22 protein-coding genes are annotated in these 21,493 nt (G+C 63.5%); 11 read left to right on the top strand and 11 right to left on the bottom strand.

What is annotated here, in order from left to right:
- The first annotated feature begins 81 nt into the window (after positions 1-81).
- The 5 genes from ABE528_RS11445 to ABE528_RS11425 all read left to right on the top strand — a co-directional run bounded on the left by ABE528_RS11445 (position 82) and on the right by ABE528_RS11425 (position 5,425).
- Positions 82-618, top strand: a complete 537-nt coding sequence (locus tag ABE528_RS11445; RefSeq protein ID WP_152956370.1) for an ATP-dependent zinc protease — start codon at positions 82-84, stop codon at positions 616-618.
- Between the two features lie 5 nt (positions 619-623).
- Positions 624-2,159, top strand: coding sequence for an inactive transglutaminase family protein (locus tag ABE528_RS11440; protein ID WP_027919646.1), 1,536 nt, complete (start codon positions 624-626; stop codon positions 2,157-2,159).
- On the top strand, positions 2,159-3,139 hold the full coding sequence (locus tag ABE528_RS11435; protein ID WP_152956369.1) for an alpha-L-glutamate ligase-like protein: 981 nt from the start codon (positions 2,159-2,161) through the stop codon (positions 3,137-3,139). The genes ABE528_RS11440 and ABE528_RS11435 overlap by 1 nt, the downstream gene beginning before the upstream one ends.
- 117 nt (positions 3,140-3,256) lie before the next feature.
- The gene (gene pabB / locus ABE528_RS11430; protein ID WP_346652992.1) at positions 3,257-4,600 is read left to right on the top strand and encodes an aminodeoxychorismate synthase component I; all 1,344 of its coding nucleotides are present in this window, start codon (positions 3,257-3,259) and stop codon (positions 4,598-4,600) included.
- A 90-nt stretch (positions 4,601-4,690) separates the two neighbouring features.
- Positions 4,691-5,425, top strand: coding sequence for a phosphoadenylyl-sulfate reductase (locus ABE528_RS11425; RefSeq protein ID WP_346652991.1), 735 nt, complete (start codon positions 4,691-4,693; stop codon positions 5,423-5,425).
- 54 nt (positions 5,426-5,479) lie between these two features.
- Here ABE528_RS11425 and cysB read toward each other — a convergent pair whose 3' ends face one another.
- From cysB to ABE528_RS11410, 3 genes are all read right to left on the bottom strand, one after another.
- Entirely contained in the window at positions 5,480-6,454 is a 975-nt protein-coding gene (cysB, locus tag ABE528_RS11420) for an HTH-type transcriptional regulator CysB (RefSeq protein ID WP_027593928.1), read from the bottom strand.
- A gap of 129 nt (positions 6,455-6,583) precedes the next feature.
- On the bottom strand, positions 6,584-7,081 hold the full coding sequence (locus ABE528_RS11415; RefSeq protein WP_152956366.1) for a universal stress protein: 498 nt from the start codon (positions 7,079-7,081) through the stop codon (positions 6,584-6,586).
- Between the two features lie 104 nt (positions 7,082-7,185).
- Positions 7,186-8,133 (bottom strand): putative 2-dehydropantoate 2-reductase, encoded by a 948-nt coding sequence (locus ABE528_RS11410; RefSeq protein WP_346652990.1) that lies wholly within the window; start codon positions 8,131-8,133, stop codon positions 7,186-7,188.
- Positions 8,134-8,336: 203 nt separating this feature from the next.
- Between ABE528_RS11410 and ABE528_RS11405 the strand changes: the two genes are divergently transcribed.
- Complete coding sequence (locus tag ABE528_RS11405) at positions 8,337-9,413, top strand: 3-deoxy-7-phosphoheptulonate synthase (RefSeq protein ID WP_085674649.1); 1,077 nt, start codon at positions 8,337-8,339, stop codon at positions 9,411-9,413.
- A gap of 63 nt (positions 9,414-9,476) precedes the next feature.
- On the opposite strand, the gene ABE528_RS11400 is transcribed toward ABE528_RS11405, so the two are convergent.
- On the bottom strand, positions 9,477-9,758 hold the full coding sequence (locus tag ABE528_RS11400) for a GNAT family N-acetyltransferase (protein ID WP_008095521.1): 282 nt from the start codon (positions 9,756-9,758) through the stop codon (positions 9,477-9,479).
- Positions 9,759-10,281: 523 nt separating this feature from the next.
- Between ABE528_RS11400 and oprI the strand changes: the two genes are divergently transcribed.
- Complete coding sequence (gene oprI, locus ABE528_RS11395) at positions 10,282-10,533, top strand: outer membrane lipoprotei OprI (RefSeq protein ID WP_003259780.1); 252 nt, start codon at positions 10,282-10,284, stop codon at positions 10,531-10,533.
- A gap of 138 nt (positions 10,534-10,671) precedes the next feature.
- On the opposite strand, the gene ABE528_RS11390 is transcribed toward oprI, so the two are convergent.
- From ABE528_RS11390 to ABE528_RS11380, 3 genes are all read right to left on the bottom strand, one after another.
- Positions 10,672-11,649 (bottom strand): L,D-transpeptidase family protein, encoded by a 978-nt coding sequence (locus tag ABE528_RS11390; RefSeq protein ID WP_152956364.1) that lies wholly within the window; start codon positions 11,647-11,649, stop codon positions 10,672-10,674.
- Positions 11,650-11,780: 131 nt separating this feature from the next.
- Complete coding sequence (locus tag ABE528_RS11385) at positions 11,781-12,062, bottom strand: hypothetical protein (RefSeq protein WP_027919636.1); 282 nt, start codon at positions 12,060-12,062, stop codon at positions 11,781-11,783.
- 58 nt (positions 12,063-12,120) lie between these two features.
- Positions 12,121-12,726 carry an arylesterase gene (locus tag ABE528_RS11380; protein ID WP_152956363.1) on the bottom strand — a complete coding sequence of 202 codons (606 nt, stop codon included), beginning with the start codon at positions 12,724-12,726 and terminating at the stop codon, positions 12,121-12,123.
- 10 nt (positions 12,727-12,736) lie between these two features.
- Here ABE528_RS11380 and ABE528_RS11375 point away from each other — a divergent pair, with 10 nt between their 5' ends.
- Both ABE528_RS11375 and ABE528_RS11370 read left to right on the top strand, forming a co-directional pair.
- Positions 12,737-13,420 carry an ABC transporter ATP-binding protein gene (locus ABE528_RS11375; protein ID WP_152956362.1) on the top strand — a complete coding sequence of 228 codons (684 nt, stop codon included), beginning with the start codon at positions 12,737-12,739 and terminating at the stop codon, positions 13,418-13,420.
- Entirely contained in the window at positions 13,420-15,927 is a 2,508-nt protein-coding gene (locus ABE528_RS11370; protein ID WP_346652989.1) for an FtsX-like permease family protein, read from the top strand. The genes ABE528_RS11375 and ABE528_RS11370 overlap by 1 nt, the downstream gene beginning before the upstream one ends.
- A 67-nt stretch (positions 15,928-15,994) precedes the next feature.
- On the opposite strand, the gene greB is transcribed toward ABE528_RS11370, so the two are convergent.
- The 4 genes from greB to ABE528_RS11350 form a co-directional block, all read right to left on the bottom strand.
- The gene (gene greB / locus ABE528_RS11365; protein ID WP_152956360.1) at positions 15,995-16,468 is read right to left on the bottom strand and encodes a transcription elongation factor GreB; all 474 of its coding nucleotides are present in this window, start codon (positions 16,466-16,468) and stop codon (positions 15,995-15,997) included.
- Positions 16,469-16,479: 11 nt separating this feature from the next.
- Entirely contained in the window at positions 16,480-16,788 is a 309-nt protein-coding gene (locus ABE528_RS11360; RefSeq protein ID WP_346652988.1) for a hypothetical protein, read from the bottom strand.
- A gap of 225 nt (positions 16,789-17,013) precedes the next feature.
- Positions 17,014-17,448: a DoxX family protein gene (locus ABE528_RS11355; RefSeq protein ID WP_152956358.1), complete on the bottom strand. Its 435-nt coding sequence runs from the start codon at positions 17,446-17,448 to the stop codon at positions 17,014-17,016.
- Positions 17,449-17,561: 113 nt separating this feature from the next.
- Complete coding sequence (locus ABE528_RS11350; protein WP_346652987.1) at positions 17,562-18,968, bottom strand: transglycosylase SLT domain-containing protein; 1,407 nt, start codon at positions 18,966-18,968, stop codon at positions 17,562-17,564.
- A 157-nt stretch (positions 18,969-19,125) separates the two neighbouring features.
- Between ABE528_RS11350 and ABE528_RS11345 the strand changes: the two genes are divergently transcribed.
- On the top strand, positions 19,126-19,923 hold the full coding sequence (locus ABE528_RS11345) for a TatD family hydrolase (RefSeq protein ID WP_346652986.1): 798 nt from the start codon (positions 19,126-19,128) through the stop codon (positions 19,921-19,923).
- An 88-nt stretch (positions 19,924-20,011) separates the two neighbouring features.
- The gene (locus ABE528_RS11340; RefSeq protein ID WP_152956355.1) at positions 20,012-21,490 is read left to right on the top strand and encodes a methyl-accepting chemotaxis protein; all 1,479 of its coding nucleotides are present in this window, start codon (positions 20,012-20,014) and stop codon (positions 21,488-21,490) included.
- The last annotated feature ends 3 nt before the right edge of the window (positions 21,491-21,493 follow it).

Genomic DNA, 21,493 nt, shown 5'->3' with positions numbered 1-21,493 from the left:
CAGATGAACGAGGAAGCTTGCGCAGTCGTTGCCAGTCACCTTTGCCCCGAACCCTGCACAGCTCAGCACCGCGCCAGGATTATGAGACTTACACCCGTATTATTGCTGTTATGCCTCACCTTGCTGCCGGCCGTTGGCCAGGCGGCGGGCAAGACCGTGTACGGTCTGAACGAATACGCCCGGCTCGGCGATCTCGACCTGGAAGTGGCCGCCAAGCTCGACACCGGGGCCAAGACCGCGTCGCTCAGTGCCCGCGACATCAAGCGCTTCAAGCGCAACGGCGAAAGTTGGGTGCGCTTCTACCTGGCCATCGACGCCGCCCATTCGCACCCCATCGAACGCCCCCTGGCGCGCGTGAGCAAGATCAAGCGCCGCGCCGGCGACTATGATGCGGAATCCGGCAAGGCCTACACCGCCCGCCCGGTCATCGAACTTGAAATCTGCATGGGCCAGGCCCGACGCACCATCGAAGTCAACCTCACCGACCGCAGCGCCTTCCAGTTCCCGCTGCTGATCGGCTCCGAGGCGCTCAAGCACTTCGACGCGCTGGTCGACCCAAGCCTTAAATACGCGGCCGGCAAACCTGCCTGTGCCACCGACGCTACCAAAGCAGAGTAACCCCGATGCGCTCTCTTACCCTCCATCTGAAAGTCCTGATCACCGTGCTGGTGTTGCTCGGCGTGGCGGTCACGGCCTATCAGATCTTCGTGCTCGGCATCCCGGTGACCGAAGACGAGACCGACGACCTGTGGAACATCGACGCCAAGGTCGAGTTCGTCGCCAGCTCCAAGGACCCGGTCAAGATCCAGATGTTCGTGCCGCCGCTGAACCGCGACTATGTCAGCCTCAACGAGAGCTTCATCTCCAACAACTACGGGGTGAGCGTCAACCGCGCCGACGGCAACCGCAAGGTGACCTGGTCGGCACGCCGTGTCAGCGGCAACCAGACCCTCTACTACCGCCTGGTGCTGACCAAGCGCTACAGCAACGAAAAATCCGCCATCAAGGGCCCGACCTTCCGTGACAGCCTGGCCATCGACGGCCCGGAGAAAATCGCCGCCGAAGCCCTGATGGCACCGATCCGCCAGCACTCGGCCGACGTCGAAACCTTTGTCAGCGAGACCATCAAGCGGGTCAACAACCTCAACGACGACAACGTCAAGCTGCTGCTGGCCGGTGACACCTCGCCGATGAAGAAGGCCCAGGTCATCGACCTGCTGCTGTCGATCGCCCATGTGCCGATGGAAAAGGTCCACACCATCCGGCTGGTTGCCGATACGCCGCAGACCCCGGAACTGTGGCTGCGCAGCTTCAACGGCAACGACTGGCTGTACTTCAACCCGGACACCGGCGAGCAGGGCCTGCCGGCCGACCGCCTGCTGTGGTGGACCGGTGACGACAACCTGATCACCGTCGATGGCGGCAAGAAAGCCAACGTCACCTTCAGCATGAACAACAGCGAGATGAACGCCATCCGCCTGGCCAAGCTGACCGACGAGAACACCGACGCCGACTTCCTCGAATACTCGCTGTACGGCTTGCCACTGCAGACCCAGCAGACCTTCATGATCATGGTGATGATCCCGATCGGCGTGCTGGTGATCCTGATCCTGCGCAACCTGATCGGCATCCAGACCCTGGGCACCTTCACCCCGGTGCTGATCGCCCTGGCCTTCCGCGAGACTCAGCTGGGCTTTGGCATCGTGCTGTTCACGGTGATCACCGCGCTGGGCCTGTCGCTACGTTCGTACCTGGAACACCTGAAGCTGCAGATGCTGCCGCGCCTGTCGGTGGTGCTGACCTTCGTCGTGGTGTTGATTGCCGCCATCAGCCTGTTCAGCCACAAGCTGGGCCTGGAGCGCGGCCTGTCGGTGGCGCTGTTCCCGATGGTGATCCTGACCATGACCATCGAACGCCTGTCGATCACCTGGGAAGAGCGCGGCGGTGGCCATGCCATGAAAGTGGCGATCGGCACCCTGTTCGCCGCCTCCCTGGCGCACCTGCTGATGATGGTGCCGGAGCTGGTGTACTTCGTCTTCACCTTCCCGGCCGTGCTGTTGATCCTGGTGGGCTTCATGCTGGCGATGGGCCGCTACCGCGGCTACCGCCTGACCGAGCTCGTGCGCTTCAAGGCATTCCTGAAGAAGGCTGACGCCTGATGTTTGGCCTGATCAAGACCTGGAAAGCCCTGGAGGCCCGGGGCATCATGGGGATCAACCGGCGCAACGCGGACTACGTGCTGAAGTACAACAAGCGCCACTTGTACCCGATCGTCGACGACAAGATCATCACCAAGGAGCGTGCGCTCGCAGCCGGCATCCATGTGCCGGAGATGTACGGCATCATCGAGACCGAAAAGCAGATCGAAAAGCTTCACGAGATCATCGGCGGGCGCAACGACTTCGTCATCAAGCCGGCGCAGGGCGCTGGCGGTGACGGCATCCTGGTGATCGCCGACCGTTTCGAGGACCGCTACCGCACGGTGTCGGGCAAGATCATCAGCCACGAGGAAATCGAGCACCAGGTGTCGAGCATCCTCACTGGCCTGTACTCGCTCGGCGGCCACCGTGATCGTGCACTGATCGAGTACCGGGTGACCCCGGACCAGATCTTCAAGAGCATCAGCTACGAGGGCGTGCCGGACATCCGCATCATCGTGCTGATGGGCTACCCGGTGATGGCCATGCTGCGCCTGCCGACCCGCCAGTCCGGCGGCAAGGCCAACCTGCACCAGGGCGCCATCGGCGTGGGTGTGGACCTGGCCACCGGCGTGACCCTGCGCGGCACCTGGCTGAACAACATCATCAGCAAGCACCCGGACACCACCAACGCGGTGGACGGCGTACAGCTGCCGAACTGGGACGGCTTCATGAAGCTGGCCGCCGGCTGCTACGAGCTGTGCGGGCTGGGCTACATCGGCGTGGACATGGTGCTGGACCAGGACAAAGGGCCACTGATTCTCGAACTCAACGCCCGCCCTGGCCTGAACATCCAGATCGCCAACGACACCGGGCTGACCCAGCGTACCCATGCCATCGAGGCGCACATCGAAGCGCTGGCCAAAGAAGGGATCACCGAAGACGCCGAACAGCGTGTGCGGGTGACCCAGAACCTGTTCGGGCACGTGCATCCGCGCTAAGCCCCAAGGGCCCGCTTTGCGGGCCCAACAGGATGTTTAATGTCGCCCCAAAGCTAGGCGCTTTTCCTACACAGGTCTACAATCGCCCTCCTCGCTTTTACATCGCCGTCCACACTGATGCCGACCTGTACGCTCCACCCCCTGCCCTACCAGCCCGACCCCGCTGCCTATTTCGCCCGCCTGCGCCAGGCCCCCGGCGCGATCCTGCTCGACAGTGCCCGCCCCGGTGCCGAACGCGGCCGCTTCGACCTGCTCAGTGCCTGGCCCGTGCAACACCTGCAGGCCCAGCCCGACGAGGATGGCCGCGCCTTCCTCGAACGCCTGCGTGCCAGCCTGGCGCAACTGGGTGAAGCACAGCTGCCCAGCGGCATCGAGCTGCCCTTCGCTGGCGGCCTGATCGGCTACCTGAGCTACGACTTCGGTCGCCGCCTGGAACAGCTGCCCAGCCTGTCGAGCGATGACCTGGGGCTGCCCGATGCGCAGCTGGGCCTGTACGCCTGGGCAATGGTGAGCGACCACCAGCTTGGCACCAGCCAACTGGTGTTCCACCCGAGCCTGGCGCTTGAAGAGCAGGCTCGCCTGACGGCGCTGTTCGAGACTGTCGACACTTCGGCGTGCGGCGATTTCCAGCTGCTCGCGCCAATGCAAGGCGACCTGCAGCCGGAACAGTACAAGGCCGCCTTCGACCAGGTGCAGCGCTATATCCAGGCCGGCGACTGCTACCAGATCAACCTCACCCAACGCTTCCGCGCTCCCTGCCTGGGTGACCCGTGGCACGCCTACCAGGCCCTGCGCAAAGCCTGCCCGACACCGTTCTCCGGCTACCAGCAACTGGCCGACGGCAGCGCACTGCTGAGCTTCTCCCCGGAGCGCTTCATCCGCGTCAGCCAAGGCCAGGTGGAAACCCGCCCGATCAAGGGCACCCGCCCGCGCTCGGCCGACCCCGCCGAGGATGCTCGCAATGCCGAAGAGCTGCGCCACAGCGCCAAGGACCGCTCGGAAAACCTGATGATCGTCGACCTGCTGCGCAACGACCTGGGGCGCACCTGCGAAATCGGCTCGGTGAAGGTGCCGGAGCTGTTCAGCCTGGAGAGCTACCCCAACGTCCACCATCTGGTCAGCAGCGTCACCGGCCAGCTGGCCCGCGACAAGGACGCCCTGGACCTGATCGGCGACAGCTTCCCTGGCGGCTCGATCACCGGCGCGCCGAAGATCCGCGCCATGCAGATCATCGACGAGCTGGAGCCCACCCGTCGCGCGCTGTACTGCGGCTCGCTGCTGTACGTGGATGTGCGTGGCGAGATGGACAGCTCCATCGCCATCCGCAGCCTGCTGGTCAAGGATGGCCAGGTCAGTTGCTGGGGCGGCGGCGCGGTCGTGGCCGACTCTAACTGGCAGGCCGAATACGAGGAGTCGATTGCCAAGGTGCGGGTGCTGATGGAAACGCTGCAGCGTCTTTGAGGCTGATCACCAGGCGTCTGCCCCGCCATTTTTTGTTACCATCTCACCATTACGAGCGCACAGCGCCACAGCCAAGATGGAAACCGCCTGATGAGCCAACCCTTCGACGTCGCCGCCCTGGCCGCGACCTATGCCAACAAGTCCCCGCAGGACATCCTGAAGCTTGCCTTCGAGCATTTTGGCGATGACCTGTGGATTTCCTTCAGCGGCGCTGAGGATGTGGTGCTGGTCGACATGGCCTGGAAGCTGAACAAGCAGGTCAAGGTGTTCAGCCTCGACACCGGCCGCCTGCACCCGGAGACCTACCGTTTCATCGACCAGGTGCGCGAGCATTACAACCTGCCGATCGAAATCCTCAGCCCGGATCGCGCCAAGCTCGACCCGTTCGTCAAGGAAAAAGGCCTGTTCAGCTTCTACAAGGATGGCCACGGCGAATGCTGCGGCATCCGCAAGATCGAACCGCTGCGGCGCAAGCTCGCCACCGTCAGCGCCTGGGCCACCGGCCAGCGCCGCGACCAGAGCCCGGGCACCCGCAGCCAGGTGGCAGCGCTGGAAGTCGACGGCGCGTTCTCCACGTCCGATCGCACCCTGTACAAGTTCAATCCGCTGGCGCAGATGAGCAGCGAAGAAGTGTGGGGTTACATCCGCATGCTCGAACTGCCGTACAACAGCCTGCATGAGCGCGGCTTCATCAGCATCGGTTGCGAGCCTTGCACGCGCCCGGTGCTGCCGAACCAGCACGAGCGCGAAGGCCGCTGGTGGTGGGAAGAGTCGACCCAGAAGGAATGCGGGCTGCATGCCGGCAACCTGATCAGCAAGGCCTGATTCGCAGGCAAAGAAAAACCGGCCCGAGGGCCGGTTTTTTCATTTCTGCCGTACTCAGTGCACCGGCAGCTCGACGCCTTCGAACAGCTCTTCGAGTTCCTGCTTGTTGTGGCACTGGATGGCCTTGGCCATCACTTCACGGGTCAGGTGCGGCGCGAACTTCTCGATGAAGTCGCACATGAAGCCGCGCAGGAAGGTGCCACGACGGAAGCCGATCTTGGTGATGCTGGCTTCGAACAGCTCGCTGGCATCCAGGGCCACCAGGTCGCTGTCGAGCTTGGTGTCGACCGCCATCTTGGCCACGATGCCCACGCCCAGCCCCAGGCGCACATAAGTCTTGATCACGTCGGCGTCAGCGGCGGTGAACACCACTTTCGGCGTCAGGCCTCGGTGGTTGAAGGCTTCGTCCAGCTTCGAACGGCCGGTGAAACCGAACACGTAGGTGACGATCGGGTATTCGGCAACCGCTTCCAGGGTCAGCTTTGGCAGCTTGGTCAGCGGGTGGCCTTGCGGTACGACCACGCAACGGTTCCACTTGTAGCACGGCATCATGATCAGGTCGCCGAACAGCTCCAGTGCCTCGGTGGCAATGGCGAAATCCACAGTGCCGTCGGCCGCCATTTCCGCGATCTGCATCGGTGAGCCCTGATGCATGTGCAGGGCCACTTCCGGGTACTGCTTGATGAAGCTGCTGATCACCGGTGGCAGCGCATAACGTGCCTGGGTGTGGGTGGTGGCGATGGACAGCGTACCCTTCTTCTCGTTGGAGAATTCCTGGGCGATCTGCTTGATGCTCTCGACCTTGCGCAGGATCTCGCCAGCGGTGTTGATGATGCGTTCGCCAGCCGGGGTCACGCGGGTCAGGTGCTTGCCGCTGCGGGCAAAGACTTCAACACCCAGTTCGTCCTCGAGCAGGCGGATCTGCTTGCTGATCCCCGGCTGCGAGGTGTACAGGCTCTGCGCCGTCGCGGAGACGTTGAGGTCATGGTGCGCTACTTCCCAGATGTAGCGCAGTTGTTGAAGCTTCATAGGTTTCCCTCGAATCGGCGGTAAGTCAGCGGCAGCAGGCAGCGACGAGATATAACTATATTAGTGGTTCTCGAAATAAAACTAGAACTATTTTGTTACACGCGCCTCCGAAACGGACTACTGCCAGCTTCACAATTTCCTACGCCCAAGGTGCTGCGAGAGCGGCACCATGTACACCGGCACCGGCGACAGTTGCAGCAAGCGCACTGCCGTCCGGCCAATCGGCACATCCACGCCGGCACCGGCAGTGTGGCTGCCGAAGATCAGCAGGTCGACGCTCAGCCGCTGCGCCTGATCAAGGATGACCTGTGCCGGGTCACCTTGACGCACCCGCACCGCCCTGATCAGCGCCAGGTCAGCGTCCTCGCCCAATTCGTCACGAAAGTTTTCCAGCACCCGCTGCTCGATATTGGCCATCACCGTGTTGACGCCTTCGCTGTGCAATTCATCCAGCGTCTGCTCATCGAGGTAACTCTGCAGCAGGGACTCGGCAAACTGCCCCATCGGCTCCACCGCGTGAATCACGTAGAGCTCTGCGCTGAAGGCGCGAGCCAGGGTCAAGGCGTGCTGCATGACAAAAGGTGCGTAGACACCGAGGTCGGTGGCGTACAGCATGGAGCGGATCATTCGACCTCCTCGACTGCCGTTGCGGCAGAGCAAGCTTCAGCTTAGCAGCGCGCCGAACCCGCGCTTTGCCGTCCGGCGTACTGCTGATGCGGCCTGCAGCGGATTCAGCCAGCCCGGTTGCTGCGGTCGATGAAGGCCAGGGCCTGATACAACATGCGCATCCGCGGCAGGCTGCAGCCAGCCGCCTGCGCGCGGGCAATCGGCTCGGCATAGATCGCCTGCAGCTCCAGCGGGCGCTGCTGGACATGGTCGTGGTACATGCTCGGCCAGTAATCAGGCATCTGCTCGGTCATACGGAACAGCTGCTCGGCATAGCCCGCCGGCAGCTCGTGCCCGCACGCGGCAGCGCCCTGCACCACTTCAGCCATCAGCGCCTGGATCAATTCGCGGCTGTCGGCATCGGCCATCAGCGGCGTGGTACTGGCCCCCAGCAACACCGACAGGCCGTTGTAGGGCACGTTCCACACCAGCTTCTGCCAGCGCGCCTGACCGAGATTGGCCATGGCCTGGGAGTCGATGCCCGCCGCACGGAACAACCCGGCGCCGGCTTCAACGATCGCCGCACCGCCATCTTCGGCCGGCCCGCTGTGATAGCCGAGGTTGACCGCACCCAACGCCTGGTGGCGAATCACCCCTGGGGCCTGGCGATTGACGCAGATGAAACACAGGCCTCCGAGTAAATGCAGGTTACCCGGCAAGGCCGCCCTCAACTGCTCCTCCACACCAAGGCCATTCTGCAACAGCACTACCTTGGCATCGGCTGCGGCAGCCTGGACGATCAGCGGCGCAAGCTCGGCATTGCTGGTCGCCTTGGCGCCCACCAGCAGCCAGTCGCAGGGTGGCATGTCGGCAGCGCTGGCGTAGGCATTGACCGGCATCTGCAACGCGCCATGCACGGCATGCTCAAGCTTCAGACCCTGCTCGCGCACCACGTCATATTCGCTGCGCAGCAGAAAATGCACATCGAAACCGGCGCGCGCCAGCATCAGCCCATAAAAGCCACCGATAGCGCCGCTGCCGATGATGCCGATACGCGGGTTGCGAGAAGCCATGTCATTCTCCTGGACAAGTTGGTCCGCTTTTTTACACCCATCAGGGCCACATTGGGCAGACACAAGTGTGTCAGCACGTAGCGAATACCATTGTCGCGCCCCCTGTAACGCGCTAAGGTTCGGCTCCCCGCTGCGAACATTATTGCTGCTGGGCCGCACGGGGATTGCTGGCGGCCGGCACCCGTGACCTGACGAGTAACACGATGGCTGATTTACCGATCGACGACCTTAACGTTGCCTCCAACGAGACCTTGATCACCCCCGATCAGCTCAAGAAGGAAATCCCCCTCAGCGCCAAGGCCCTGCAGACCGTGACTGCCGGCCGCGAAGTGGTGCGCAATATCCTCGACGGCAAGGACCATCGCCTGTTCGTGGTGGTCGGCCCCTGCTCCATCCATGACATCAAGGCCGCTCACGAATACGCCGAGCGCCTCAAGGTACTGGCCGAGGAAGTGTCCGACACGCTGTACCTGGTCATGCGGGTGTACTTTGAAAAGCCACGCACCACCGTTGGCTGGAAAGGCCTGATCAACGACCCCTACCTGGATGACTCGTTCAAGATCCAGGACGGCCTGCACATCGGCCGCCAGCTGCTGCTGGACCTGGCCGAAATGGGCCTGCCGACCGCTACCGAAGCACTCGACCCGATCTCTCCGCAGTACCTGCAGGACCTGATCAGCTGGTCGGCCATCGGCGCCCGCACCACCGAATCGCAGACCCACCGCGAGATGGCCTCGGGCCTGTCCTCGGCGGTCGGTTTCAAGAACGGCACCGACGGCGGCCTGACCGTGGCCATCAACGCCCTGCAGTCGGTGTCCAAGCCGCACCGCTTCCTGGGTATCAACCAGGAAGGCGGCGTATCGATCGTCACCACCAAGGGCAACCCGTATGGCCACGTGGTGCTGCGTGGCGGCAACGGCAAGCCAAACTATGATTCGGTCAGTGTCGCCCTGTGCGAACAGGACCTGGCCAAGGCCAAGATCAAGGCCAACATCATGGTCGACTGCAGCCACGCCAACTCCAACAAGGACCCGGCCCTGCAGCCGCTGGTCATGGAGAACGTCGCCAACCAGATCCTCGAAGGCAACCAGTCGATCATCGGCCTGATGGTCGAAAGCCACCTGAACTGGGGCTGCCAGTCGATTCCGAAAAACCTCGACGAACTGCAGTACGGCGTGTCGATCACCGATGCCTGCATCGACTGGTCGGCTACCGAGAAAACCCTGCGCAGCATGCACGCCAAGCTCAAGGATGTACTGCCACAGCGCAAGCGCGGCTAAGCTTCAGCGCGATGAAAAACGCCGGGCATTGCCCGGCGTTTTCGTATCTGGCATTTGGCCCGCTCAGGCCTTGCTCGAATGGCGCTGCTGACGCTCCATGTAGCGCTCCACGTACGAGCAGGAAGGGATCACCGTGTAACCCATCTGGTCGGCGTACTCGAGGGCCTTCTCGGTCAGCGCTGCTGCGATCCCACGGCCACGCAGGGCGTTGGGTACGAAAGTGCGATAGATGTCCAGCGTCTGCTTGCCCAGGTCCATGTACGTCAGGTAGGCACGATGACCGTCCACATTGGTTTCGAACTGATGACCGGCCTGGTCATGGTGGATGGTCAGCGCTTCACTCATCACTACTCCTCGCAGGCCTTTCTGGCAGACCCTTACCTTAACCGATGTGGTTTATCCGGCGGAGGAACCTCAACGCCACCTCTTGCCCCCTTGGACCATCAGCCGACAACAATCGTTCGACCTGGCCGGGCACTCCCAAATAGTAGGCGCCGCACGCGGGATTGCTCAAGGTGGCCAGCGTTAAAAAGTAGCAGGAAGCCACGCCGGGAGCTTGCACACCCTGCAACAGCAATCACGCCCTGCAACAGCAACCGGATGTTGTTGTGCTTAAGACGCTGACAGACAGTTAAAGTCACCGTTAGTTCAGCAAAAAAGTTCCCATACCACAGTCGCTTGCCCCCGCTACACGGTTTTTTCACAAAACCCCGGCAAATCTTGTCGCCGTGACCTGAAGCAACATTTTTTTTACAGTTCTTGCGCTCTGTCAGTTTACTTACTACAAGTAATGGGTACTATGTACGCCGGCCAGTTTCTCTTTTCCGAGAGATGGCTATTTAATAGAAAGTCCTTGAAGGGGAACACGATGAACAACGTTCTGAAATTCTCTGCTCTGGCTCTGGCCGCAGTTCTGGCTACCGGTTGCAGCAGCGTATCCAAAGAAACCGAAGCTCGTCTGACTGCGACTGAAGACGCAGCAGCTCGCGCTCAAGCACGTGCTGACGAAGCCTACCGTAAGGCTGACGACGCACTGGCAGCCGCTCAGAAGGCTCAGCAGACCGCTGACGAAGCCAACGAGCGCGCTCTGCGTATGCTGGACAAAGCCAGCCGCAAGTAATAGTCCTCACGGATTGTTATGGAGCCGACCCACTTGTGGGTCGGCTTTTTTATTGCCTGGACGAAAGCCCTCCCCCGGAAACCAAGAGGCCCGCATCAGGCTGTTAACCTGAGCGGGCCCCGGGTGTAGCAAAAGGGCTTACTGCAGTTCGGGGGGGATGCTCGAAACCATGGGTGCGGCACCCTGGTTATTGACTGGCACGGCAATTTCCACCGGCATACCGTCTTCCGCCGCAACCACGTCACGCACCATATCCCAGTTCATGCGCAGGTTGTTGGCCAGGTCTTCACGCTTGAGCAAGGCATTGATGACCGCCGTGTGCTTGTCGACAACGGACGGGTTGCCGTGATCGTCCAGCGGCGTATGTGCCTCGAGATAAACCTTGCCGCCACTGATGCCGAACTTGTAAGGCTCGTTGATGATGCGCACCGGCGTCCCCACCGGGACCATCTTCGACAGTTCCAGCACGTTGTTGTTGAGCATGCGGAAGCAACCATGGCTGGTGCGCATGCCGATACCGAACTTCTTGTTCGAACCGTGGATCAGGTAGCCCGGCACGCCCAGGGTGAACTTGAATGGCCCGAGCGGGTTGTCGGGGCCGGCAGGCACAACGGTCGGCAGGATGTCACCGTCTGCGGCGTGCTCGGCACGGATCGACGCGGGAGGCGTCCAGGTCGGGTTCGGCGTCTTCGCGGTGATCTTGGTCATCGCGACAGGCGAACCCCAGCCCTCACGGCCAATGCCCAGTGGGAAGGTATGCACCACGTTCTGCCCTTTCGGGTAGTAGTACAGGCGGTACTCGGCCAGGTTGATGACGATGCCTTCACGTGGCCCCGGTGGCAGAATGTAGCGGGTCGGCAGAACGATTTCGGTGCCGGCGCCCGGCAGCCACGGGTCGACACCCGGGTTGGCGGCGATCATTTCCAGGTAGCCGAGGTCGTTGGCAGTGCCGATGTCGGCAAAGGTGTCTTCGTACTTGGCCTTGATCGTCTGGACCTGGCCAACGACGTCTTCACCGGGTGGTGGCAGTGGCAGTTCCAGCGCAGCAGCGGGGCCCGCTACCAGCAGGGTGGCCAGGGACAGGCAACGGGTGACGGCGGGAAAGCGCGGCAACATCCGGTAAATCCTTCGAAAGGTAGTCAAGAAGCACGATTGTACACCCGCCTCGCTGCAAGCGGGAGGCATTGGCGCATTACAAGCGTTTCAGTTGATGAAAGGTGCGCGCAATTGCGCACCTCAAATGCACCTCAGAGCTCGGGCCAGACCGGCCGCATGCCGCGGCGCTGGGCATCGAGAATCGCCCGGCACAGGTCGCACAGGCGCCCGTCACGGTAGATGCTGCGAGGCACTCCGGACCAGCGCGGTTGCGCAGGCAGCAGGCCACCGCACAAGGTACGGTCGACCGGCACGCCGAGTTCGAGCTGACGGGCCACGAGGTGGACGCGGATTTCCTGGCAAGCGAACAGGTCGAGCTGCTCATCGGGCTCGATCAGTTGATAGGCAAACAAGGACCAGGCAGGGCGCGGCATCGGGGGCTCTCGAAACGGGGGGCGCAACATTAGCCGAAAGCCGGCCCCGTTTAAAGCGTCATAGCAAGGGTTTTATTGCCGGCCAGGCATTTTCCAACAACCGCTGCTGGGCGCCCTGTGCCGGATGGATGCCATCGGCCTGCATCATCCCCGGCACACCGCCAACACCTTCAAGGAAGAACGGCACCAGCGCCACCTGTTTTTCCGATGCCAACTGTTCATAGACGTTGGCGAAGGCCGTGGTATAGCGCACGCCATAATTGGGTGGCAGGCGCATGCCCAGCAGCAGCACCTTGGCCCCCGCCTGGCGGGCACTTTCGATCATCGAAGCAAGATTTTGTTGCAATTGCTGCGGCGGCTGCCCGCGCAGGCCATCGTTGCCCCCCAACTCCAGCACCACCAGGCGCGGCTTATGCGCTGCAAGCAGCGCCGGCAGCCGCGCCTGGCCACCTGCACTGGTATCGCCACTGATCGACGCGTTGACCACCTGATCGTCGAAACCTTCGTCCTTGAGCCGGGTCTGCAACAAAGAGACCCACCCCTGGCGGGTATCCAGGCCAAAACCGGCGCTGATACTATCGCCAACAACCAGCAATGTTCCCGCCGCCGCGCTCTGGGCCAGGCAATACAGGGCCAGACCGGCACTCAACCACCACACTCGCATCGGATTCTCCATGGGCCCCAGCATTCTCGTTGCGCAGAACCTTAGCAAAGTGGTCTCCAGCGCGGAAGGTGACCTGACCATCCTTCACGCCCTCTCCCTCGAACTCGCCCAGGGCGACAGCCTGGCCATCGTCGGCGCCTCGGGCTCGGGCAAGTCGACCTTACTTGGGCTGCTCGCCGGCCTCGACCGCCCCAGTGCCGGCCAGGTCATCCTCGCCGGGCACGACCTCGGCCCGCTGGACGAGGACCAGCGCGCCAGGGTACGCGCCGAGCATGTCGGTTTCGTCTTCCAGTCGTTCCAGTTGCTCGACAGCCTCAATGCCCTGGAGAACGTGATGCTACCCCTGGAGCTGGACGGGCGACGCGACGCCCGCGAACACGCCCATACCCTGCTGGAACGGGTCGGTCTGGGCAAGCGCCTGACCCACACCCCACGCCAGCTTTCCGGTGGCGAGCAGCAACGGGTCGCCATCGCTCGCGCCTTCGCCGCACAACCGGCAGTGCTGTTTGCCGACGAACCCACCGGCAACCTCGACAGCCATACCGGCGAGCGCATCAGCGACCTGCTGTTCGAGCTGAACAAGGAGCGCGGCACCACCTTGGTGCTGGTCACTCATGACGAACGCCTGGCCCGGCGCTGCCGGCGCCAGATTCGCCTGGAAGCAGGCCGCCTGGTGGCGCCGGTGGAGGCCTGATGAAGCACATGCCGCTGTCCCGCCTGTGCGGCCTGGCCCTGCGCCAGCTGCTGCGCGACATCCGCGCCAGCGAAGTGCGCGTGCTGTTCTTTGCCCTGCTGGTGGCGGTCGCGGCCAGTACCGCCATCGGCTATTTCGGCGCCCGCCTGAATGGCGCAATGCAGCTGCGCGCCAGCGAGTTCCTCGGCGCCGACCTGGTACTGCAAGGCAGCGCGCCGGCCCGGGAAGAACAGCTCAGCGCCGGCCAGGCACTGGGCCTGAGGCATGCCCAAGTCGTTGAATTCACCAGCGTGGTGGGTGGCGATGCCGGCATCCAGCTTTCGAGCATCAAGGCGGTCGATGGTGCCTACCCATTGCGCGGCCAGGTGCGTAGTGCCGCCGCCCCTTATACCGAGGAAACGCCTGGGGGCGGACCAGCCTCTGGAGAGGCCTGGGTCGAACCTCGCCTGCTCGCGGCCCTGGGGCTGAAGGTCGGCGACAGCATCGACGTCGGCATGAAGACCTTGCGCATGAGCCGCGTGCTGACCTACGAACCAGACCGTGCCAACAACTTCTACAGCCTGACGCCCCGGGTGATGATGAACCTGGCCGACCTGCAGGCCACCGGGGTCATCCAGCCCGGCAGCCGGGTTTCCTACCGCGACCTGTGGCGCGGCGATGCCGAAGCCCTCGCGCACTATCGCCAGGCCGTGGAAAACAACCTTGCCGCCAGCCAGCGCCTGCTCGACACCCGCGATGGCAATCGGCAGATCGGCGGCGCCCTGGGCAAAGCCGAGCGCTACCTGAACATGGCCAGCCTGGTGGCCGTGCTGCTGGCGGGCGTGGCCGTGGCCCTGTCGGCCAGCCGCTACGCTACGCGCCGCCTGGATGCCAGCGCCTTGCTGCGCTGCCTGGGGCTGTCGCGGCACCAGGCACTGGGGCTGTATTGCCTGCAACTGGCAATGCTTGGCCTGGCCGCTGCCCTGGCCGGCGCCCTGCTCGGCTGGCTGGCGCAACTGGGCCTGTTCCGCCTGCTGCATGGCCTGCTGCCCACCGAAGTGCCGGCCGGAGGCATGCTGCCGGCACTGGCCGGCATCGCCACGGGCCTGGTGGCCCTGGCCGGCTTTGCCTTGCCGCCGCTGGCCGCACTGGGCCAGGTGCCACCGTTGCGCGTACTGCGTCGCGATCTGCTGCCCGTACCACCGAGTAGCTGGCTGGTGTATGGCGCCGCCCTGCTCGCCTTGGGCCTGATCATGTGGCGCCTGAGCCTTGACCTGCTACTGACCTTCGCCCTGCTGGGCGGCGGCCTGATCGCCGCGCTGCTGCTGGGCGGGCTGCTGTTGCTCGGTTTGCAGAGCTTGCGCAAGGCACTCGCCGGCGCGCCACTGGCCTGGCGCCTGGGCCTTGGCCAGTTGCTGCGCCACCCCATGGCCGCTGCCGGGCAAGCCTTGGCCTTTGGCCTGATCCTGCTGGCCATGGCCCTGGTTGCGCTGTTGCGGGCTGAGTTGCTCGACAACTGGCAGGCACAACTGCCCAAGGACGCCCCCAACCACTTTGCCCTGAATATCCTGCCCGCCGACCGCGAACCGTTCGCCCAACGCCTGCGCGAGGTGAATGCCAGCTCGGCACCGCTGTACCCGGTGACACCGGGCCGGCTGATTCAGATCAACGACCAACCGGTGCAGCAGATCGTCAGCAAGGATTCCGCCGGCGAGCGGGCAGTACAACGCGACCTCAGCCTGACCTGGGCTGCCGACCTGCCTGAGGGCAATGTGCTGAGCGCTGGTAGCTGGTGGCAGGCATTGCCTGCCGGCGATGAAATCCCCGGTGTGTCGGTCGAGGCCGAACTGGCTGCCAGCCTCAAGCTGCACGTGGGCGACCTGCTGAGCTTCGACATCGGTGGCGAGCAACGCCAGGCGCGCGTCAGCAGCCTGCGCAGCGTGCATTGGGACAGCTTTCAGCCGAATTTCTACATGATCTTCCAGCCAGGCACCCTGCAGGGGCTGCCAACCACCTACCTGACCAGCTTCTACCTGGCCCCAGGCCACGATCTGGACGTGATTGCACTGTCGCGGGCGTTCCCGGCGGTGACCATCCTGCAGGTCGATGCCTTGCTCGAACAGCTGCGCAGCATCCTCGCCCAGGTCACCCTGGCGGTCGAGTATGTGTTGCTGTTCGTGCTGGCGGCGGGGCTTGCCGTGTTGTTCGCCGGGTTGCAGGCGACGCTGGACGAGCGCATTCGCCAAGGCGCCTTGCTGCGCGCACTGGGAGCCGCAAGACCATTGCTGGTCAAGGCTCGGCGCATCGAGTTCGGTTTGCTGGGGGCGGTCAGTGGGGCCTTGGCGGCGCTGGGGTGCGAGTTGATTACCCTGGTGCTGTATCGCTATGCATTCGACCTGCAGTGGAGCCCGCATCCATGGCTGCTGGTATTGCCTGTGGTCGGGGCGCTGCTGGTGGGCGGGGCCGGAGTATTGGGCACACGACGAGCACTGAATGCCAGCCCTTTGGCGGTTCTGCGGGAAAGTTGATATCGCCAGTGCTGGCCTCTTCGCGGCGCTTCGACGCCTCGATAAACCTGCGAGAGGCCAGCATCATTCAATGCCCGTAATGGATGCTGTTCACATACCAGGTCGCTTGACCGGTGGGTGTATTCACCAGCACTTCATCGCCCTCCTCCTTCTTGAGCAGGGCCCGGGCCATCGGCGAGTCGATCGAGATATAGTCATTGCGGCCATAGATCTCGTCATAGCCGACAATGCGAAACTTCATGGTCTCGCCGTCATCGTTTTCGATCTCGACCCAGGCACCGAAGAACACCTTGCCTTCCTGCTCCGGGGAGTAGGCGACCACCTTCACGTCCTCCAGACGCTTGCGCAGATAGCGGACCCGGCGGTCGATTTCGCGCAGCAGCTTCTTGTTGTACTGGTAGTCAGCGTTCTCGCTGCGATCGCCCAGCGACGCGGCCCAGGTCACTTTCTGGGTGATTTCCGGGCGATACACCCGCCACAGGTGATCCAGCTCCTTCTTCAGGGCCTCGTGACCTTCCGTGGTGATAATGTTGGTGCTCAACGGCGCGCTCCTCAGCGTCGGGTAATCAGGCCCTGGCGCGCAATGCGGGTAAGCTGACCAATGACTTCGGCCGCGTCCTCGCGGGCTGGCGCCTGGATCACCGCCAGGTCGAAGCGGTCGTTGCCGAACTGTTCCAGGCGGCAGGCGCCTTCGGCGAACTGGATGAGAAAGGCGCGGGCCTGGCCCTTGCGGCGCGACAAGCCTTCAAGATGGCGCAAGAGCGTGGGCTGATGCTGGCCACCGAGCAGGATGCGCGGTGTGCGGGAAGCCTGGTTGGCAGGCAATGGGCTCAAACAGACACTGGTACGTGGACAACTCATGGAGTTTCTCTCCGCCTCGCGAATCCCGCTGGGCAGCGGTGGGAGGCGTCACCGAACCAGCGCTTTAGCGGTATTTCGGATGACCCGGAGAAGGGCCAGTCCCGCGCCCCGCAAGTAGCTGTTTAAATCGGCGCAAGCGGTATGCTAGAGCGACAAGCCGCAAGCTGCAAGCCCCAAGCTGAAATGCGTTCGGCTTGGGGCTTGCAGCGTGCGGCTTGCGACCTGTCAGCGGGCGATCAGGCGGTCGACAGAGAAGCGGCCCGCCCCTTCGATCAGTACCGCCACGGTGCCGGCCAGCAGCGCCAGGGCGAACTCATAGCCGTTGTTGGACATGAACAGGCCATTGTTGATGTGCACCGAGAAGATCGCCACCACCAGGGTCACCGTCAGTGCCAGCGCCGCCGGGCGGGCCAGCAGGCCGATCACCAGGGCCAGGCCACCGAAGAACTCGGCGCTACCGGACAACAGGGCCATCAGGTAACCCGGCGCCAGGCCAATGCTTTCCATCCATTGCCCGGTGCCTTCCAGGCCATAGCCACCAAACAGGCCGAACAGTTTCTGCGCACCGTGCGCCATGAAGATCACACCGACCAGGATGCGGATCACGCTCAGGCCCAGGCCAGCACGGGTAGAGAGCAGTTTGCTGATTGCGTTGTTCATTTCGAGGCGTCCTTGAAAACGGGATGTTGTGTTGGGATGGGCGCCATCATAATCAATTCAGCCGATATGAAAATCGCAAAAAACCCAACATAACAATCGACAAAATCGATTTGTCAGCGACTGACCACCCGTTCCAGTGCCGTGCGCTCGCGGTTGAACGCCAGGAAGTACTTGTTGACGCTGTTGACGAAGTTGACCGGCCCCATGCCGACCTGCTCCATGGCGATGCGCTCGGTCTGGAAGAACCACTGGTTACCGTTGAGGCCGCGCTTGCGGGCCTCGGCGCGCATGGCCTGGACCCGCTCCGGGCCAAGGTTGTAGGCCGCCAGCACAAACGCCATGCGCTCGCGCTCGTTGATCTGCGGGCTGGCGAAGAACTTGCGGCGGATCAGCGCCAGATAACGCGCACTGGCCTGGACATTGCCATCGACCGAGCCGGTGTCGCTGACCCCCACCCGTTGCGCAGCCGACGGGGTGATCTGCATCAGGCCGTGCGCCCCGCCGCTGCCGCGCGCCGCAGGGTTGAGGGTGGATTCCTTGAAAGCCAGGGCGGCCAGGTTCAGCCAGTCGATCTGCTGCGCCTCGCCATGCTTCTGCAACACCGCACGCAATGAGTCGAGGCGCTGGCGATCCTTGCGCGCCAGCGGGTTGTGCACGCGGTACTGGCGCCGGTAGATGCGTTCGAAGGCGGCATCCTGGTTTTCCGGTGCCCGATACCCTTGGAGAAAACGATCCACCGTGGCCAGCAACATCGTCGCGTCGCGCCGCACATACCAGCGCATGGCCTGCGCCTGCCCCAGTTGCACCCGGCTATCCAGGCGCAGGTTCGGCATGACCCTGGCCCAGCGCTGAGCGATCGGGCGCTCCACCATGGTCAAGGGATAGATACCGGCCTGGACCATCTCCAGCACATCTTCCACCGCCAGGGTCGAATCAACCCATTCGATCTTGATCGGCGCCCGCTTGCGCAGCGCCAGCTGCTGGTTGAGCTGCTGGATCACCGCCCCTGCCGCGCTGGCGCTGGTCAATGCTACCGTGCGCCCGGACAGCTGCTCGGCGCGGGTATAGCTGCGCTCACCCTTGCGCCCGACCAGCAGCAGCGGCACCTGGTCCACTACCGGCGCACTGCTGTTGACCCCGCTTGTCACGGCCGGGTCAAGCAGCTCGCCCGGCGCGGCCAGGTCGCCTTCGCCGCGCTGCAGGGCACCCAGCAACTGCTCCTTGGCCCGCGGAATGAGCTTCAGGCGGATCTGCTGGCCATCAGCGGCCCGGGCATTGAGGTAATGCTCAAGCCCGCGCAGGCGGTAATACTCGATACCCACCGGCTCACCCTTGATCTCTCCGGAGCTGTTGCGGCTCTGGTTGACCAGCACCCGCAGCACCTTGCTGCTACGGATCTGCTGCAAGTCTCGGGCGGTGGTCACCGGCACGTTCTGCTGTGGCCCCGGCAGCCGTGCATACGCCGGACCGACCGTGGTCAGCCCAAGCATCAGCAACAGGGTCAACAGGTATCGCAGCATGCGAAATCGTGTCCGTGGTCGGTGGGCGGCAGCCATGTGGTACGCGCGGTCGTGAGAAATGACGGTAAAAGACCACGGCAAGCGCCTGAAGTTCTTGGTTTTTTCCGAATATCACGCTTTTTGCTATGCTGGCCGCCCCGCGGCACGAGGTAGCACCATGCAACTGATCGATATCGGCGTCAACCTGACCAACAGCAGTTTCCACGACCAGCAGGCCGCCATCGTCGAGCGCGCCATCGAGGCCGGCGTGGTACAGATGGTCCTGACCGGCACCAGCCTGGAGGGCAGCGAGCAGGCACTGGAACTGTGCCAGCAGCTCGATGGCGACGGCCAGCACCTGTTTGCCACGGCTGGCGTACACCCACACGACGCCAAGTCATGGGATGGCACCAGCGAGCGGCAACTGCGCCAGCTGTTGGCTGAATCCCGAGTGCGTGCCGTGGGTGAATGCGGGCTGGACTTCAACCGTGACTTCTCCCCTCGCCCACTGCAGGAAAAAGCCCTGGAAGCCCAGCTGGCCCTGGCAGCCGAACTGCGCCTGCCGGTGTTTCTGCACGAGCGCGATGCCAGCGAGCGCCTGCTGGCGATCCTCAAGGATTACCGCGACCACCTGCCTGCTGCCGTGGTGCATTGTTTTACCGGTGAGCGCGAAGCCTTGTTCGCCTACCTGGACATGGACCTGCACATCGGCATCACCGGCTGGATCTGTGACGAGCGCCGCGGCACCCACCTGCATCCGCTGGTGGGCAATATTGCCGAAGGCCGGCTGATGCTGGAGAGCGACGCGCCCTACCTGCTGCCACGCAGCCTGCGGCCGAAGCCGAAAAACGGCCGCAATGAGCCGGCATTCCTGACCGAGGTGCTGCGCGAAGTGGCGCTGCATCGCAACGAGCGTATCGAGCACTGCGCGCAACACACCAGCGCCACGGCCAAAGCCTTCTTTCAGCTTCCTTGACCCAGGTCATGAGCGTTACTCGAGTGTGCGGGCACAATGATGGCACCTTGCCAATAATGTTTCCGCTCAACTCAGAGAAGACCTACCCATGGGTGCCTGGCTTAGCAATGTTTCCCTGAAGTACAAATTCTGGGCCGTCAACGCGGTGGCCTTTGTCACGACCTTGCTGCTGGTGCTGTATGCGGTGCACCTGGAGCAACGCGCACGCGCCGATGCCGCGCAGGCCCAGGCGCAAGCCCAGGCCGAACTGCTGGCCGCCTGGCCCACCGGGCAGGCGCTGCCGCGCCAGGCCAACCTGATTACCTGGCAACCCGGCCAGACACCCACTTACGCGGGTGAGCGCCTCGAAGCCCTGGCCAACGCACAAGGCTGGGTAGCCTTGCCGGCTGCCTGGATCCTGGGCGACAACCCGCTGCGCGGCGCCCAGGTGCTGCGCCATGGCGAGCAGCAATTGGCCGTACTGGCAACAGCGCCAAGCCTGCGTCAGGTGTTCTTCGACCGCTTCAGCAACTACGCCGTCTGCGTGCTGATCCTGATGCTGGCGATGCTCGGCGCCTCGCAGCTGCTGATCCGCTTCCTGCTCAGCCAGCTCAACACCCTCAAGGACGTGATGCTGCACGTGGAAAAGACCGGCGACCTGTCGGCCCGCGTCCCGCTGGCCTGCGGCGACGAAGTCGGGCAGATGGCCGGTGCCTTCAATGCCATGCAGGCCACCTACCACCGCGTGGTCAGCACCGTCGCCGACACTGCGGCGCAGCTGGACTCCGGTGCCGCGCGCCTGGCCGCGAGCATGAACGAAGTGCGCCATGGCATGCTCGGCCAACAGAGCGAGACCGACCAGGCGGCCACGGCGATCAACGAAATGTCGGCCACTGTGCACCATATTGCCCAGCATGCTGGCGCCACCCGTGACTTGTCGCAGACCGCCGACACCCTCGCCGGCAGCGGCAAGGAAGTGGTCAGCCGGGTGCAGGATTCGATCTCCGGGCTTTCCAGTGGCGTTCAGCAAACCGCCGAAATGATTCGTCAGCTCGCCGACGACAGCCAGAAGATCAACAGCGTGGTCGGGGTCATCCACAGCATTGCCGAGCAGACCAACCTGCTGGCGCTCAACGCCGCCATCGAAGCCGCCCGCGCTGGCGACTTGGGCCGTGGTTTCGCCGTGGTCGCCGACGAGGTACGCAACCTGGCCAAGCGCGTGCAGACCTCCACCGACGAAATCACCCGTATGGTCGCCGACCTGCAGGCCGGCACCCGTGACGCCGTGGAGTTCATGCAGGAGAGCTCATACAAGGCCGACGACTGCGTCCGCCAGGCCCAGGAGGCCGGCGCGGCACTGGCCGAGATTACCGGTGCGGTCGCGCAAATGCGCGAGAGCAACACGCAGATCGCCGTCGCCGCCGAACAGCAAAGCCAGGTGGCCGAAGAAATGAACCGTGCGGTGGTGAGCATCCGCGATGTCACCGAAGAAACCGTGCAGCAGACCGTCGGCTCGGCCACCACCAGCAGCCAGCTGGCGACGCTGGCGGGTGAGCTGAACAAGGCCATCGGCCAGCTCAAGCTATAGTCG

This window comes from Pseudomonas sp. TWI628, from assembly GCF_039673865.1.
Taxonomy (GTDB): Bacteria; Pseudomonadota; Gammaproteobacteria; order Pseudomonadales; family Pseudomonadaceae; genus Aquipseudomonas.
The sequence above is the reverse complement of the archived record's forward strand: the minus strand, read 5'-3'. Positions and strand labels throughout refer to the sequence as shown.

Coding starts and splice junctions, on each gene's coding strand:
- ABE528_RS11425 (WP_346652991.1), top strand. CDS start 4,691: ATGAGCCAACCCTTCGACGTCGCCGCCCTGGCCGCGACCTATGCCAAC.
- ABE528_RS11340 (WP_152956355.1), top strand. CDS start 20,012: ATGGGTGCCTGGCTTAGCAATGTTTCCCTGAAGTACAAATTCTGGGCC.
- ABE528_RS11440 (WP_027919646.1), top strand. CDS start 624: ATGCGCTCTCTTACCCTCCATCTGAAAGTCCTGATCACCGTGCTGGTG.
- oprI (WP_003259780.1), top strand. CDS start 10,282: ATGAACAACGTTCTGAAATTCTCTGCTCTGGCTCTGGCCGCAGTTCTG.
- ABE528_RS11400 (WP_008095521.1), bottom strand. CDS start 9,758: ATGAGTGAAGCGCTGACCATCCACCATGACCAGGCCGGTCATCAGTTC.
- cysB (WP_027593928.1), bottom strand. CDS start 6,454: ATGAAGCTTCAACAACTGCGCTACATCTGGGAAGTAGCGCACCATGAC.
- ABE528_RS11390 (WP_152956364.1), bottom strand. CDS start 11,649: ATGTTGCCGCGCTTTCCCGCCGTCACCCGTTGCCTGTCCCTGGCCACC.
- ABE528_RS11410 (WP_346652990.1), bottom strand. CDS start 8,133: ATGGCTTCTCGCAACCCGCGTATCGGCATCATCGGCAGCGGCGCTATC.
- ABE528_RS11370 (WP_346652989.1), top strand. CDS start 13,420: ATGAAGCACATGCCGCTGTCCCGCCTGTGCGGCCTGGCCCTGCGCCAG.
- ABE528_RS11405 (WP_085674649.1), top strand. CDS start 8,337: ATGGCTGATTTACCGATCGACGACCTTAACGTTGCCTCCAACGAGACC.
- ABE528_RS11380 (WP_152956363.1), bottom strand. CDS start 12,726: ATGCGAGTGTGGTGGTTGAGTGCCGGTCTGGCCCTGTATTGCCTGGCC.
- ABE528_RS11355 (WP_152956358.1), bottom strand. CDS start 17,448: ATGAACAACGCAATCAGCAAACTGCTCTCTACCCGTGCTGGCCTGGGC.
- ABE528_RS11385 (WP_027919636.1), bottom strand. CDS start 12,062: ATGCCGCGCCCTGCCTGGTCCTTGTTTGCCTATCAACTGATCGAGCCC.
- ABE528_RS11375 (WP_152956362.1), top strand. CDS start 12,737: ATGGGCCCCAGCATTCTCGTTGCGCAGAACCTTAGCAAAGTGGTCTCC.
- ABE528_RS11435 (WP_152956369.1), top strand. CDS start 2,159: ATGTTTGGCCTGATCAAGACCTGGAAAGCCCTGGAGGCCCGGGGCATC.
- ABE528_RS11360 (WP_346652988.1), bottom strand. CDS start 16,788: ATGAGTTGTCCACGTACCAGTGTCTGTTTGAGCCCATTGCCTGCCAAC.
- ABE528_RS11350 (WP_346652987.1), bottom strand. CDS start 18,968: ATGCTGCGATACCTGTTGACCCTGTTGCTGATGCTTGGGCTGACCACG.
- pabB (WP_346652992.1), top strand. CDS start 3,257: ATGCCGACCTGTACGCTCCACCCCCTGCCCTACCAGCCCGACCCCGCT.
- ABE528_RS11415 (WP_152956366.1), bottom strand. CDS start 7,081: ATGATCCGCTCCATGCTGTACGCCACCGACCTCGGTGTCTACGCACCT.
- ABE528_RS11445 (WP_152956370.1), top strand. CDS start 82: ATGAGACTTACACCCGTATTATTGCTGTTATGCCTCACCTTGCTGCCG.
- ABE528_RS11345 (WP_346652986.1), top strand. CDS start 19,126: ATGCAACTGATCGATATCGGCGTCAACCTGACCAACAGCAGTTTCCAC.